This window comes from Micromonospora pattaloongensis, assembly GCF_900107255.1.
Taxonomy (GTDB): Bacteria; Actinomycetota; Actinomycetes; order Mycobacteriales; family Micromonosporaceae; genus Micromonospora_I; species Micromonospora_I pattaloongensis.
Map to the genome: position 1 here is coordinate 424,195 of NZ_FNPH01000005.1, position 14,247 is coordinate 438,441.

The 14,247-nt window shown below is 74.1% G+C and carries 15 protein-coding genes; 9 read left to right on the plus strand and 6 right to left on the minus strand.

What is annotated here, in order from left to right:
- Positions 1-195: 195 nt before the first annotated feature.
- Positions 196-1,110, plus strand: coding sequence for a phosphatase PAP2 family protein (locus tag BLW47_RS16870; protein ID WP_245736707.1), 915 nt, complete (start codon positions 196-198; stop codon positions 1,108-1,110).
- On the opposite strand, the gene BLW47_RS16875 is transcribed toward BLW47_RS16870, so the two are convergent.
- The 3 genes from BLW47_RS16875 to BLW47_RS16885 are packed head-to-tail and all read right to left on the minus strand — an operon-like array spanning position 1,100 to position 3,251.
- A complete protein-coding gene (locus BLW47_RS16875; RefSeq protein WP_091557956.1) occupies positions 1,100-2,506 on the minus strand; it encodes a PH domain-containing protein in 1,407 nt (468 codons plus the stop codon). The genes BLW47_RS16870 and BLW47_RS16875 overlap by 11 nt on opposite strands.
- Positions 2,503-3,036 carry a PH domain-containing protein gene (locus tag BLW47_RS16880; RefSeq protein ID WP_091557960.1) on the minus strand — a complete coding sequence of 178 codons (534 nt, stop codon included), beginning with the start codon at positions 3,034-3,036 and terminating at the stop codon, positions 2,503-2,505. Before BLW47_RS16880 ends, BLW47_RS16875 begins: the two co-directional genes overlap by 4 nt.
- Positions 3,037-3,053: 17 nt before the next feature.
- Positions 3,054-3,251, minus strand: coding sequence for a hypothetical protein (locus BLW47_RS16885; protein WP_091557963.1), 198 nt, complete (start codon positions 3,249-3,251; stop codon positions 3,054-3,056).
- A gap of 297 nt (positions 3,252-3,548) precedes the next feature.
- Here BLW47_RS16885 and BLW47_RS16890 point away from each other — a divergent pair, with 297 nt between their 5' ends.
- From BLW47_RS16890 to BLW47_RS16920, 7 genes are all read left to right on the plus strand, one after another.
- Entirely contained in the window at positions 3,549-4,688 is a 1,140-nt protein-coding gene (locus BLW47_RS16890) for an AAA family ATPase (protein ID WP_425435408.1), read from the plus strand.
- Positions 4,667-5,665 carry a DUF58 domain-containing protein gene (locus BLW47_RS16895; protein ID WP_091558238.1) on the plus strand — a complete coding sequence of 333 codons (999 nt, stop codon included), beginning with the start codon at positions 4,667-4,669 and terminating at the stop codon, positions 5,663-5,665. The genes BLW47_RS16890 and BLW47_RS16895 overlap by 22 nt, the downstream gene beginning before the upstream one ends.
- The gene (locus BLW47_RS16900; RefSeq protein ID WP_091557967.1) at positions 5,662-6,612 is read left to right on the plus strand and encodes a VWA domain-containing protein; all 951 of its coding nucleotides are present in this window, start codon (positions 5,662-5,664) and stop codon (positions 6,610-6,612) included. The genes BLW47_RS16895 and BLW47_RS16900 overlap by 4 nt, the downstream gene beginning before the upstream one ends.
- Positions 6,613-7,307: 695 nt before the next feature.
- Positions 7,308-8,015, plus strand: a complete 708-nt coding sequence (gene fabG / locus BLW47_RS16905) for a 3-oxoacyl-ACP reductase FabG (protein WP_091557972.1) — start codon at positions 7,308-7,310, stop codon at positions 8,013-8,015.
- A gap of 20 nt (positions 8,016-8,035) precedes the next feature.
- Positions 8,036-8,803 (plus strand): enoyl-ACP reductase FabI, encoded by a 768-nt coding sequence (fabI, locus tag BLW47_RS16910; RefSeq protein WP_091557974.1) that lies wholly within the window; start codon positions 8,036-8,038, stop codon positions 8,801-8,803.
- Between the two features lie 77 nt (positions 8,804-8,880).
- Positions 8,881-9,915, plus strand: coding sequence for a ferrochelatase (locus tag BLW47_RS16915; RefSeq protein WP_091557976.1), 1,035 nt, complete (start codon positions 8,881-8,883; stop codon positions 9,913-9,915).
- 4 nt (positions 9,916-9,919) lie between these two features.
- Positions 9,920-10,699 (plus strand): HAD-IIA family hydrolase, encoded by a 780-nt coding sequence (locus BLW47_RS16920; protein ID WP_091557979.1) that lies wholly within the window; start codon positions 9,920-9,922, stop codon positions 10,697-10,699.
- A gap of 83 nt (positions 10,700-10,782) precedes the next feature.
- Here the strand turns inward: BLW47_RS16920 and BLW47_RS16925 are convergent, their stop codons facing one another.
- The gene (locus BLW47_RS16925; protein ID WP_091557983.1) at positions 10,783-11,574 is read right to left on the minus strand and encodes a hypothetical protein; all 792 of its coding nucleotides are present in this window, start codon (positions 11,572-11,574) and stop codon (positions 10,783-10,785) included.
- 131 nt (positions 11,575-11,705) lie between these two features.
- Here BLW47_RS16925 and BLW47_RS16930 point away from each other — a divergent pair, with 131 nt between their 5' ends.
- A complete protein-coding gene (locus BLW47_RS16930; RefSeq protein WP_245736709.1) occupies positions 11,706-12,518 on the plus strand; it encodes a DUF3097 domain-containing protein in 813 nt (270 codons plus the stop codon).
- 83 nt (positions 12,519-12,601) lie between these two features.
- On the opposite strand, the gene BLW47_RS16935 is transcribed toward BLW47_RS16930, so the two are convergent.
- Together BLW47_RS16935 and BLW47_RS16940 are read right to left on the minus strand one after the other, a co-directional pair.
- The gene (locus BLW47_RS16935) at positions 12,602-12,916 is read right to left on the minus strand and encodes a hypothetical protein (protein ID WP_091557990.1); all 315 of its coding nucleotides are present in this window, start codon (positions 12,914-12,916) and stop codon (positions 12,602-12,604) included.
- A 5-nt stretch (positions 12,917-12,921) separates the two neighbouring features.
- Positions 12,922-14,244 (minus strand): serine hydrolase domain-containing protein, encoded by a 1,323-nt coding sequence (locus BLW47_RS16940; RefSeq protein ID WP_091557992.1) that lies wholly within the window; start codon positions 14,242-14,244, stop codon positions 12,922-12,924.
- Between the last annotated feature and the right edge of the window lie 3 nt (positions 14,245-14,247).

A 14,247-nucleotide genomic window follows, 5' to 3' on the forward strand; every position in this document is an offset into this window, starting at 1 on the left:
AGGGTAGGCGTTTTCGATACGGTCGGACCATAAGCGGCGTGACCGGCCACTCCGCCCGGTGGCCTCGTTCGCCGTGCCGTGGGCCGCCGTTAACCTGAACCCCCTATGGTCACCTCCACCGAGCCCGCGCCAGTCGTGCCGCCGGCCGACCCGCCGTCCCCGTCCGAGCCGCCCCGGCGCCGGCGCCTCGTCGCCATGTCCGTCTGGGGTGTCGCGTTCGTCGCCGGCTGGTTCGGCATCGGGCTCCCGACCGATCCGCTGTACGCCTTCGTCTGGCTCTGGACGGCGACGGTCGCGTGGAACAGCCACCGGCCCTGGCGTACGCATCTGCGCTTCGCCCGCGACTGGCTGCCGGTCGTGCTGCTGCTCGCCGCCTACAACCTGTCGCGCGGTTTCGCCGACAACGGCGCGACGCCGCACGTGCTGGAGCTGGTCGCCGCGGACCGGTGGATGTTCGGGTGGCTGCTCGGCGGCGACGTGCCGACGGTGTGGCTGCAGGAGCGGCTCTACGATCCGGAGGCCGTGCGCTGGTGGGACGTGCTGGCCAGCTGGGTGTACTTCTCACACTTCGTGGTTGCGCTGGCCGCGGCCGTGGTGCTGTGGCTGCGCAACCGGGATCGCTGGGCGGCGTTCATGCGGCGGTGGGCCTTCCTGTGCGCCACCGGACTGGTGACCTACTTCCTCTACCCGGCCGCGCCGCCGTGGTGGGCGGCGAAGTACGGGCTGCTGGAGGAGGTTGCGCGGATCTCGACGCGCGGGTGGCGGGCGTTCGGCATGCACGGCGCCGGCAACCTGCTCAACGCCGGACAGATCGCGTCCAACCCCGTCGCCGCGATGCCCTCGCTGCACACCGCCTTCGCCCTGTTCGTGGTGGTGTTCTTCCTCGGCTCGGTGCGGCGGCGGTGGTGGCCGCTGCTGCTCGCCTACCCGCTCGCGATGACCTTCACCCTGGTCTACGCCGGCGAGCACTACGTGATCGACGTGCTCGTCGGTTGGGCGTACGTGGGCATGACCTTCCTGGTGGTCGGGCTCGCCGAGCGGTGGTGGCGCCGGCGGACGACGGGACGCGTCGAGGGCCCGCCGGCCGCGGAGCCGTCGGTCACGTCGTAGCGCGGGCGGCGCGGGACCGCGCGGTCAGCTCGACGGCCAGCGCCCGCGCCTCGGTCACGTCCCGGTCGCCCGCCACGGCGGTCAGCCCGCCGGCGGCGTCGGCGTGCACCGAAGCCAGCCCGAGCCGTCGCTGCAGCGGCCCCTGCACCACCCGCACGCTCTGGATGCGGGCGTAGGGCAGCGCGACGACGTGCCGGGTCAGCAGGCCGTGCCGGACGGCGAAGACCTGCTCGGCCAGCGCCGCCCCGAGCGTCGGTTGGGCCAGCGGGTGCAGCCAACGGGCCCGCCGCGGCGGCGCGGTCAGCGGCAGCGCGGCGAGCCGCACGCCGGGCAGGACCTCCGCCAGCACCAACTCCGCGGTGGGGAGATCGCCGACCGGCAGTAGCCGGTCGGCGGGGTTCTCCTGCGGGTCCGGCATGCCGTACCCGGCCACCTCCAGGCGCAGCCGCAGCCAGCGCCGCGGCCGCCACAGCAGCGGCCAGGTCGCGCGCACGCCCTGCACCCGGTTCAACGGGATCGTCTGGGACCGGGTCTCCACCAGGCCCTGGCGCACCCGCAGCCCGGTGTCGTCGCATGCCAGCCGGAAGTTCCAGTCGACGAGCACCCGGCGGGCGGGCTGCAGCAGCACGCCGGCCATCGCGGTCAGCGTGCTGGCCACGGCGATGAACGACCAGGTCGCCTCGTAGACGAACTGGGCGACCACGAAGGCCAGGCCGAACGGGAGCAGCAGCGCCTGCGGGGTCAGGAGCTGGCTGATCACCAGGTCCCGGTTGGCGACGCCGTGCAGGAGCCGGCCGGGTGCCGGCGCCGCCGGGGCGGTGGGGTCGCCGGCGGCGGCCGCGGCCTGCGGGGGGCGACGGCCGGCGAGCGCCAGCAGCCGCTCCCGCAGCACGGCCGCGTCGCTGACCGTCAGGTACGCCAGCGGCGCCTCGGTCTTGCCCCCGCCGACCACCTCCAGGCGCAGCTCGGCCAGGCCGGTGAGCTGCGCCAGCAGCGGACGTACGACCTCGACGGCCTGCAGCCGCTCCAGCGGGATGGCGCGGGTGCGCCGCCACAGCAGCCCCTCGTGGATGCGCAGCTCGCGGCCGACGACGTGGTATCCGGTGTTGAACCAGGCCACCACCGACAGCACCAGCGCGCCGATCAGGAAGACCACGACGATCGCGACGAACCAGCCGAGCCCGACCCGGGACAGCGTCTGCCAGGAGAGCGCCGCGATGATGACGGCGAGCGACTTCGCGCCGTGCAGCACCGGGCTGAGCGGGTGCAGCCGCTTGCGGGGCTCGGTCGGCGGCGGCGCGTCCGGACCGGTCACGGCCCAGGGCGCCGACTCCGGGGCCGGACCGGGGGAGTGGTGCGCCGCGGCGCCGTCGGACCACTGGCCCGGGTCGTTCACAGCCCCTCCGTGCGGTGCTCGCCGAGCGCGGTGAGCCGGTCACGCAGCCGGGACGCGTCGGCCGGGCGCAGCCCGGGCACCCGCGCGTCGCTCGCGGCGGCGGCGGTGTGCAGCTGCACGGTGGCGAGCTGGAAGGCCCGCTCCAACGGCCCCGCGGTGACGTCGACGAACTGCATCCGGGCGTACGGCACGATCGACAGCCGGCGGACCAGCAGCCCGTGCCGGACGAGCAGGTCGTCCTCGCGTTCGGCGTAGCCCCAGGCGCGGACCGCGCGCACGATCACGCCGACCCGCCAGAGTGCGAGCGCGAGCAGCGCCGCCATGGCGTACCCGAACAGCCGGTGTCCGGTGAGCGCCCAACCGATGCCGAGACCGACCAGGAACACCGCGATCGTGGCGGCGAGGCGCACCAGCTCGACCCAGATCAGGTCGGGGGAGACCGGCCGCCATTGCACGGTCTCGGGCCAGGGCTCCAGCGGGTCGATCGGGCCGGCCGTCGGCTCGACGCGGTCGGTGCGCTCGTCGGTCACGCCCCGAGCGTAGGGGATCACCGCACCGGCGCCACGTCGCGCAGGAAGCCGCGGACGCCGAGGAACTCCCCGAGCGTCTCACGGTGCTCGCCGCACGCGAGCCACGTCTTGCGCCGCTCCGGCGTATGGATCTTCGGGTTGTTCCACTGCAGCGACCAGACGGCCGACGCCGGGCAGCCGCGGGCGGAACAGATCAGCGGCGGGTTGTCGGTCACGGGCACGAGTCTACGGAGCGACCGCCGCGCGTCGGACTGCGCGGACCACGGCGGGAGCCGGGCCACGGCGAGGGGATTGTGCGCCGGGCGGCCACGGGGGAAGCCGCCCGGCGACGGCTGAATCGTACACGCGAAAATCCCGTTCGTGTCCCCCCGTGTTTCCGCGCTGGTCAGCGACGCCCGCCCGCTGGAATTCCGGTTCTCCGCGCCCGGTTCGTCCCAGCGGCATGCGAGGCTTGCTGCGGCGGAAGCAGCACGCCACCCTTTTCGATGACGACCGACCGCTGTGGAGGACCGGTGGCCCAGCCGACCATGCCCGATGCGCCGACCCCGACGGTGGAATCCGCCGGCCCCTCCGCCGCCGACGGCGCCCCCGCCGCCCCGCCGACCACCCCGGCCCAGGACGCCACCCTGCTCGAACGCGCGCTGTTCGAGGTGAAGCGGGTGATCGTCGGGCAGGACCGGATGGTCGAGCGGATGTTCGTCGCGCTGCTGGCGCGCGGGCACTGCCTGCTGGAGGGCGTGCCGGGGGTGGCCAAGACGCTGGCGGTGGAGACGCTCGCCACGGTGGTCGGGGGCAGCTTCGCGCGCGTCCAGTTCACCCCCGACCTGGTGCCGGCCGACATCATCGGCACCCGCATCTACCGGCAGTCCAGCGAGAAGTTCGACGTCGAGCTGGGGCCCGTCTTCGTCAACTTCCTGCTCGCCGACGAGATCAACCGGGCACCCGCGAAGGTGCAGTCGGCGCTGCTGGAGGTGATGTCCGAGCAGCAGGTCTCGATCGGCGGGCAGACGCACCGGGTGCCGAACCCGTTCCTCGTGATGGCGACGCAGAACCCCATCGAGCAGGAGGGCGTCTACCCGCTGCCGGAGGCGCAGCGCGACCGCTTCCTGATGAAGATCGTGGTGGGTTACCCGACGGACATCGAGGAGCGCGAGATCGTCTACCGGATGGGCGTCGCCCCGCCGGAGCCGGTGCGCGTGTTCCACCCGACCGACCTGGTCGCCCTACAGCGGAAGGCCGACCAGGTGTTCGTGCACAACGCGCTCGTCGACTACGCGGTGCGGCTGGTGCTGGCCACCCGCTCGCCGGCCGAGCACGGCATGCCCGACGTCGCGCAGCTCATCCAGTACGGGGCCAGCCCGCGCGCCTCGCTCGGCATCGTGCGGGCCACCCGCGCCCTGGCGCTGCTGCGCGGCCGCGACTACGCGCTGCCGCAGGACGTGCAGGACATCGCCCCGGACATCCTGCGCCACCGGCTGGTGCTCAGCTACGACGCGCTCGCCGACGACGTGCCCGCCGACCACATCGTCGGCCGGATCATGTCGACGATTCCGCTGCCGTCGGTCGCGCCGCGGCAGAACGCGGCACCGGTGCCGCCGCCCGCCCCGCCGGGGGCCCAGCCGGCCGGCGCCTGGCCCGGACGGCTGCCGTGATCCCGGCCGGCGCCACCCCGTCCGGGGTCACGCCGGCGCGCACCGAGGCCGTGCTGTCCCGGCTGCAGCTGCTGGTCACCCGCAAGCTCGACGGGCTGCTGCAGGGCGACTACGTGGGGCTGCTGCCGGGGCCCGGCAGCGAGGCGGGCGAGTCGCGCGAGTACCTCCCCGGCGACGACGTGCGGCGGATGGACTGGCCGGTCACGGCGCGCACCACGCTGCCGCACGTACGCCGGACCGTCGCCGACCGCGAGCTGGAGACCTGGCTGGCGATCGACCTGTCGGCCAGCCTCGACTTCGGCACGGCGCGGATGCTCAAGCGGGATCTGGTGGTGGCCGCGGCGGCGGCGATGACGCACCTGACGGTGCGCGGAGGCAACCGGGTCGGCGCCGTGATCGGCACCGGCGATCCGGCGCGCGGGGCCGGGATCGTCCGGATGCCGGCCCGGCCGGGCCGCAAGGAGGCGCAGGCGCTGATGCGGGCGGTGGCGCGCACCGGGACGCGGCCCGGGCGCAGCGACCTGGGCGCGCTCATCGACGCGCTCAACCGGCCGCCGCGGCGCCGCGGTGTCGCCGTGGTGATCTCCGACTTCCTCGCGCCGCCGCCGCAGTGGGGACGCCCGCTGCGCAAGCTCGCGGTGCGACACGACGTGCTCGCGGTCGAGGTGGTCGACCCGCGGGAGCTGGAGCTGCCGGACGTCGGGGTGCTCGCCGTCGTGGACCCGGAGACGGGGCAGCTGCACGAGGTGCAGACCGCCGATCCGCGGCTGCGGCGACGGTACGCCGAGGCGGCGGCCGCGCAACGCGCCGAGATCGCGCACGAGCTGCGGGCCGCGGGCGCGGCGCACCTGCGGCTGCGCACCGACTCGGACTGGTTGCTGGACATCGTCCGGTTCGTCGCCGGGCAGCGGCACGCCCGGACCCGCGGGACGGTCCGCGCGCCGCGCCCGGCGTGGGTGGAAGGTGGGGCACGATGATCCGCTTCTTGCAGCCGTGGGGGCTGCTGGCGCTGCTGCCGGTCCTCGCCGTCGCGGGGGCGTACGTGTGGCGGCAGTTTCGCCGGCGCTCGTACGCGGTGCGGTTCACCAACGTGGAGTTGCTGCGGACGTTGGCGCCGGCCGGCCTGGGCTGGCGGCGTCACCTCGCGCCGGCCGCGTTCCTGTTGAGCCTGCTCGCGTTGGCGACCGCGATGGCCCGCCCGTCGATCGACACGGAGGAGCCGCTGGAGCGCGCGACGATCATGTTGGCGATCGACGTGTCGCTGTCGATGGAGGCGCACGATGTGACGCCGAGCCGCATCGAGGCGGCCCAGGAGGCGGCGAAGCAGTTCGTGGCGGAGCTGCCGGAGAGCTACAACCTGGGGCTGGTGGCGTTCGCCAAGTCGGCGAACGTGCTGGTGCCGCCGTCGAAGGACCGCGCGGCGGTGACGCAGGCGATCGACGGGCTGACGCTGGCGGAGGCGACCGCGACCGGGGAGGCGGTGTTCACCTGCATGGAGGCGATCCGTTCGGTGCCGGCGGCCGGTGCCGAGGGGTTGCCGCCGGCGCGGATCGTGCTGCTCTCGGACGGCTACCGCACCTCCGGCCGCTCGGTCGAGGAGGCGGCCGCGGCCGCGGCGGCGGCGAACGTGCCGGTCTCGACGATCGCGTTCGGCACGGACGCCGGCGAGGTGGACATCGGCGGGCAGGTGCAGCGGGTGCCGGTGGACCGGCTCGCGCTGGCGCGGCTGGCGGAGACCACGCGCGGCTTCTTCTACGAGGCGGCGTCGGCGAGCGAGCTCAAGCAGGTCTACGAGGACATGGGGAGCTCGATCGGCCGGCAGACCGTGCCGCGCGAGGTGACCCAGTGGTACGCCGGCGTGGCGCTGCTCTTCGCGCTCTCCGCGGCCGCCATGAGTCTGTTGTGGACCTCAAGGCTGCCCTGAGCCCGCGCTGCTCGCGTTGATCAAGGGGCCGGCGGTGCCCGACCGGGCATTGCCGGCCGCGGGCCCCTTGATCGACCGGGACGGGGGCGTCAGTGCGTGCCGCTGGCGAGGACGAAGACGACCACGACCCAGACGGCGGCGAGGGTGAAGCCCAGCGGGGCGACGTAGCGGTTCATCGGCGGTTCTCCGGTGGCGGCGGGGCACGGCCGGTCGGGGTGGAGACGCCCGACCGGTGCGCGCGAGGGGGCGGGAATCGCGCGGAAGTCACAGCCGGGCCGGCCCCCACCGGCGCCCGCGCCGGGTGCACCCGGGCGGGGCCCCGACCGAGGGGTCGGGACGCGCGCAAGGCGGTGTGTGGGAGCGAGTGGGATCAGCTCACCGGGCTGAGGGCGGAGTGCTCAGCGTGGCTGACCGACGGCCCGGCTGCGACTGGGAGGATCGCTATCTCGCACAGCGATCACCTCCGTCGGTCGTACCGGGCTCAGAACCGCAGTGATCGTACACCCCTGCGGCGGGCGCCGCGGCATGGGCCGAGTGGACAGTCCGTCGGGGGTGAGCGCCGGCGGCCGCACCGCGCGCGACCTGCCCGGCGTTATGGCTTACCTGTCAGTAACCCCTAGTGTCCATCGCGCACCATCCGCGCGAGGCGTGCCGTACGGGCGCGCGGCGCACGTGAGCAGTTGAAGGGGGAGACCGTGGCCCGAACCGTGCTGGTCACCGGGGGCAACCGGGGGATCGGACTGGCGATCGCGCAGGCCTTCGCGAAGCAGGGCGACCGGGTGGCCGTCACGCACCGGGGCAGCGGCGTCGGAGACGGCGACCTGTTCGGCGTGCAGTGCGACATCACCGACGCCGCGGCGGTCGACGCCGCGTTCACCGCGGTGGAGGCCGAGCTCGGGCCGGTCGAGGTGCTGGTCGCGAACGCCGGCATCACCGACGACACGCTGCTGATGCGCATGTCGGAGGAGCAGTTCAGCAGTGTCGTCGACACCAACCTCACCGGCGCCTTCCGGTGCGCCAAGCGGGCCGCCACCAAGATGGTGCGGGCCCGGTGGGGCCGCATGATCTTCATCTCGTCGGTGGTCGGCCTCTACGGCAGTCCGGGCCAGGTCAACTACGCGGCCAGCAAGGCGGGCCTGGTCGGCGTCGCCCGCTCCATCACCCGTGAGCTGGGCAGCCGTAACATCACCGCCAACGTCGTGGCACCGGGCTTCATCGAGACCGACATGACCGCCGCCCTGCCGGACGAGCGCAAGGCCGAATACCGCAAGGCGATCCCCGCCGGGCGGTTCGCCACCCCCGACGAGGTCGCCGGGGTCGTCACCTGGCTCGCCGGGGACACCGCCGGCTACGTCTCGGGCGCCGTCATCCCGGTCGACGGCGGTCTGGGCATGGGCCACTAACGAGTACGGAGGAACCGCACGTGTCTGGACTGCTCGCCGGTAAGCGGCTGCTGGTCACCGGCGTCATCACCGACCAGTCGATCGCGTTCTCGGTCGCGAAGCTCGCGCAGGAGAACGGCGCCACGGTCGTGCTCACCGGCTTCGGGCGGATGTCGCTGGTGGAGCGCATCGCCAAGCGGCTGCCGGCCGAGGCCCCGGTGATCGAGCTCGACGTGACCAACCCCGAGCACCTCGCCGGGCTCGCCGACAAGGTGCGCGAGCACGTCGACGGGCTCGACGGCGTGGTCCACTCGATCGGCTTCGCGCCGGCCAGCTGCCTCGGTGGCGGGTTCCTGGACGCGCCGTGGGAGGACGTGTCGACGGCGCTGCACGTCTCGACGTACTCGTACAAGTCGCTGGCGATGGCCGCGCTGCCGCTGATGTCGCCCGGCGGTTCGGTGGTCGGCCTGACCTTCGACGCCACCAAGGCGTGGCCGGTCTACGACTGGATGGGCGTGGCCAAGGCCGGGCTGGAGTCGGCGTCGCGGTACCTGGCGCTGCACCTGGGGCCGAAGGGGATCCGCAGCAATCTGGTCTCCGCGGGACCGCTGCGCACCATGGCCGCCAAGTCGATCCCCGGCTTCGAGCAGTTCGAGCACGCCTGGACCGAGCGGGCGCCGCTGGGCTGGTCGCTGACCGACCAGGAGCCGGCGGCGCGCGCCTGCCTGGCGCTGCTCTCCGACTGGTTCCCGGCCACGACCGGGGAGATCGTTCACGTCGACGGCGGGTACCACGCGCTCGGCGCCTGAAGCGGCGATGGGCGCCGGGTCACTCGACCGGGGCCCTGCCCCGCGGCCGCAGCGGCGGGACGGGAAGAATGGTGACCATGGCGTACGACGCAGTGGTGCTGCTCTCCTTCGGCGGCCCGGAACACCCGGACGACGTTCTGCCCTTTTTGGAGAACGTCACGCGCGGTCGCGGGGTCCCGCCCGAGCGGCTGGCCGAGGTGGCCGAGCACTACCTGCATTTCGGCGGGGTCTCGCCGATCAACCAGCAGTGCCGTGACCTGCTCGCCGCGATGCGCGCCGACTTCGCCGCCAACGGGATCGACCTGCCGATCTACTGGGGCAACCGCAACTGGCACCCGATGCTCGCCGACACGGTCGCGCAGATGCGCGACGACGGGGTCACCCGCGCTCTCGGCTTCGCGACCAGCGCGTACGGCGGATACTCGTCCTGCCGGCAGTACTGGGAGGACATCGGCGCCGCCCGGGCCGCGGTCGGCCCGGACGCGCCGGTGATCGACAAGCTGCGGCACTTCCACGACCACCCCGGTTTCGTCGAGCCGCACGCGGAGGCGGTCCGGGCGGCGCTGGCCACCCTCGACCCGGCGCGGCGCGCCACCACCCGGCTGGTCTTCACCGCCCACTCCATCCCGACCTCGATGGCCGCCACGGCCGGCCCGGAGGGCGGCCGGTACGAGGCGCAGCTGCGGGAGACCGCGCGGCTGGTCGCGGCCGCCGCCGCGCCGGATCTCGAGTACGACCTGGTGTGGCAGAGCCGTTCCGGCCCGCCGCAGGTGCCGTGGCTGGAGCCGGACGTCAACGATCACCTGGCGACGCTGCCGGCGGCCGGGGTGACCGGGGTCGTGGTCAGCCCGATCGGCTTCGTCTCCGATCACCTCGAGGTGGTCTGGGACCTCGACACCGAGGCGGCCACGACCGCGAAGCAGCTCGGCCTCGACTTCGCGCGCGCCGGCACGCCCGGCGTCCATCCGCGGTTCGTGGCGATGGTCCGCGAGCTGGTGCTCGAGCGGCTCGGCGGGCCCGGCACACAGCGGCGCGAGCGGCTCGGTGAGCTGCCGATCTGGGACACCTGCCCGGCCGACTGCTGCACCGCGCCCGCGCGGGTTCGGGGGTGACGGGGTGAAGGAGCGTAAGCCGGTCGAGAGCTGGCTGACCGACATGGACGGCGTGCTGGTGCACGAGGGGCAGCCGGTGCCGGGGGCGCCGGAGTTCATCAATCGGCTGCGCGCCTCGGGCAAGCCGTTCCTGGTGCTCACCAACAACTCGATCTACACCCCGCGCGATCTGCAGGCCCGGCTGACCCGGATGGGCTTCGAGGTGCCGGAGCACGCGATCTGGACGGCGGCTCTGGCCACCGCGCAGTTCCTCGCCGACCAGCGGCCGGGCGGCACCGCGTACGTGATCGGCGAGGCGGGGCTGACGACCGCGATGCACGCCGTCGGGTACGTGCTGACCGACTTCTCGCCGGACTACGTCGTGCTCGGTGAGACCCGCACCTACAGCTTCGAGGCGATCACGAAGGCGGTGCGGCTGATCAACGACGGGGCGCGGTTCATCTGCACGAATCCCGATCCGACGGGCCCGTCGGTGGAGGGGGCGCTGCCGGCGGCCGGCTCGGTCGCGGCGATGATCTCCAAGGCGACGGGGGTGGAGCCGTACTTCGTCGGCAAGCCCAACCCGATGATGATGCGCTCGGCGCTCAACACGATCGAGGCGCACTCGGAGACCACCGCGATGATCGGCGACCGGATGGACACCGACGTCCTCTGCGGCCTGGAGGCGGGGTTGGAGACGATCCTGGTGCTGACCGGGATCAGCACGCGTGCGGAGATCGACCGCTACCCGTACCGCCCGTCCCGCATCGTCAACTCCGTCGCCGATCTCATCGACGAGATCTGACCGAAGATCGCCGTGATCAGCGGAGTGGCGCGGCGGCGCGCCGACGACACGCGGAGCCGGTCCCTGATCACGCGGATCTCGGGTTAGGGGCGGAGCGGGGCGTTGCAGGCGGCGACCAGGGCGCGGCGGCAGGCCGTGGTGAGGGGGCGCAGCGCCGCGTCGCGTTGCTGGACCTCGTAGTTGTTGACCGCGCCGCCGGGAGCGACGTGCTCGGCGAGGACGAGGACACGGTCCAGGACGCTGGCGCGGGCGAAGAGGCGGCGGGCGCGCGGGTCGAAGCCCGGCGGCAGCTCGCTGGAGCTGTCCGGACGGCGCAGGGCGGCCAGCGCGGTGGCCAGCTCCGGGCGCCAGTGCGCCACGTCGAGTCGGGTCAGCGCCGCGGTCGCCTCGGCGAGCGCGGCGGCCAGCTCGCCCTCCGCCTCGGCGGGGCTCGGCCCGGCGAGCGCGGCGGCCGGGGCGTTCTCCGGCAGCGGGTAGACCCGCCACAGCACCGTCTCGAAGGTCACCCCGGAACCGGAGGTGTGGCTGCGTACCTCGGGAATCAGCCCGAGCCCGCGCGCGATCACCGCCTCGCCGGCGACGGTCGCCGCGTTGGTGAACGGGCCGGGGCCGGGCAGGCCACGCGGGTCGCCCGGCGCCGGTAGGGCGAGCCGGATGTCGTCGGGGGAGAGCTTGGACAGCGTCGGCAGCGCCTCGCGGAGCGGCACGTCGGTCCAGGTGCCGGGGGCGTCGGCGACCAGGTGCTCCTCGTCACCGGCGATCTCGTCGGCGATGTCGTCGTACGGGACCAGGCCGGCGCGCCAGGCGCGCGCCCACGCGACGAAGCGGCTGGAGCGGCGCGACGCCAGGGTCGCCGCGCCCACTGCGGGAGACATGCAGGCAAGGGTACGGGGCACCGAGCGTGTTGTCTCGGCTGCGACGCGCTGCTCACCATGGGCCGGGTCACGTCTCACCCGGCGCGCCGATCGGCGTGGCGGGCCGTCGGCGACTAGCGTCCATGGGCGTGGTGCGGGACGGACGGTACGAGGACGTGCTCTCGGGCGACTGGCGGCGGCGCAAGGTGGTGCCCGAGGTCGACGCGGAGCCGGAGCTGGTGGTCGAGGACGCCGATTCGGGCTTCTGCGGGGCCGTGGTCGGCTGGGAGGCCGGCGCGGTGGTGCTGGAGGACCGGCGCGGCCGCCGTCGCAACTTCCCGTTGATGCCGGCCGCGTTCCTGCTCGACGGCCGGCCGGTGACGCTGCGCCGGCCCGCCCCGACCGCCGTGGCGACCGCGCCCCGGCGCACCGCGTCCGGCTCGGTGGCGGTCGCCGGTGTGCGCGCCCAGGTGGCGAAGGCGAGCCGGATCTGGGTGGAGGGCATCCACGACGCCGCGCTCGTGGAGCGGATCTGGGGCGACGACCTGCGCATCGAGGGCGTGGTCGTGGAGCCGCTGGACGGCATCGACGCGCTCGCCGCGGAGGTGCGGGCGTTCGGGCCGGGGCCGGGGCGGCGGCTGGGGGTGCTCGTCGATCACCTGGTGGCCGGCTCGAAGGAGAGCCGGATCGTGGCCGCGGTCACCTCGCCGCACGTGCTGGTGACCGGCCATCCGTACGTGGACATCTGGCAGGCGGTGAAGCCGGAGCGGGTCGGCCTGCGCGCCTGGCCCGTGGTGCCGCCCGGCCGGCCGTGGAAGGAGGGCGTCTGCGCCGCCGTCGGCGTGGCCGAGCCGGCCGACATGTGGCGCCGCATCCTGGCCAGCGTGAACAGCTTCCACGACGTGGAAACCCCTCTGATCAACGCCATGGAACGCCTGATCGACTTCGTCACCGACCCCACCTGATCCGCCTCCCTGATCACGGTGATCAGGGACGGGCTCGCGCGTGTCGTCGGCGCGGCGCCGCACCGGCCCCCTGATCACGGGGATCACGACAGCGGCGACAGGTCGTCCCCGCTGAGCGGGAACGGCGGACCGGGCTGATCGGGGTGCCATCCGCGGTCCCGCGCGGTGGTGATCGCCGACGCGACGATCCCGGGTCGGACCACCTCGCCCGGCCGCCCCTGACCGGGACGCGGGTGCGCCCACGGCAGCGACACCACCAGCAGCGCGCCGGGATCGTCGGCGTGCTCGACGACGAACGACAGCGGCGCGGGTCCCGCGCTGGCGCGCCGGCGGACCATCCAGCGGTAGTCGACCCCGTCGACGGTGATCGGGCGCGAGCCCTTCCTCGGCAGCGCCACCGGGTTCAGGCCACGCTGTCCGGGTCGCGGTGGAAGACGAAGGTGGCGATGTCGAGCGCGACCGGCGCCCCGGCGGCGTCCCGGCGTACGGTCAGGATTTCGCCGTCGTTCGCGCCGGACCGGCCGCGCCAGCGGTCGGCGCGCTCCTTCGCGAAGCGTTGCGGCGCGGCGCCCGCCGGGCGCGTCAACGTCAACACCAGCTCGTCCCGCTCGGCGTCCCAGCTCGCCTGGTATTCGCGCCCCATCCACCACCAGCGTCCGAGCAGCGGGGCGATCTCCTCCGGCGGCGGCGTTCCGGGCCGCCAGGGCTGGGGCCGCGCCGGCTCCCGGTCGAGCACGGCGGTGAGCGCGCGCAGCCCGAGCGCCCCGAGCGAGCCGTCGCGCAGGCCGTACGCGTTGGCGTAGCCGATCACGGCGGTGCGCGACGGGCGGTGCACCGCCAGCGAGGCGACGTAGCCGGGCATCGACCCGTTGTGGCCGACGTACACGCGCTCGCCGACCCGGTAGAGCTCCAGGCCCAGCCCGTGCCCGTGCGTCCACGACTCGAGGTCGCTGATCACCACCGGCGCGCACATCTCGGTGATGGTCTCCGGGGCGAGCACGCTCGGCGTGGGGTCGGCCAGGAACGCCGCCCACGTGGCCAGGTCGGTCGCGGTGGACCAGAGCTGTCCGGCCGGGGCCATCGCCCCGGTGTCGGTGCGCGGCTCCTCGCGCAGCGTGCCGTGCCAGGGGTGCACGACGTAGCCGCGGGCGTATGGCTCGACCGGGTGGTACGAGGTGCGGCGCAGGCCGAGCGGGTCGAGCAGCCGTTTGCCCAGCAGCGTCGCCCACTCCTCCCCGGTGATCCGCTCCAGGACGGCGCCGAGCAGCCCGTACGCCAGGTTGGAGTAGTGGTAGCTGCGGTGCGGCGGGAACGCCACCTTGTCGGGGGTGAGCCCGGCGAGCAGGGTGTCGACGTCGACGCCCTCGCTGCGCTCCCACCACTCGCCCTCCGGCTCCCGCTGCAGGCCGCCGGCGTGGCCGAGCAGCTGGTGCAGCGTGACGCTGCCGACCGGCGTGCCGGGCAGGTGCCGGTAGAGCAGGTCGTCGAGGCTGAGGCGCCCCTCGTCGCGCAGTTGCAGCACGAGCGCGGCGGTCATGGTCTTGGAGATGGAGCCGATCCGGTACTGCGTGCCCGGGTCGGGGCGGGGCTGCTCGCCGGTGCCGGTGAAGTGGGCCAGCGCCCCGTCGCGGACGACGCCGAGGACCAGCGAGGGGACCTGTCCGACCGACTGCGCCTCGGCGACGAGGGCATCGACGAGGCGGGCGGTTTCCGGCAACAGCGACACGGT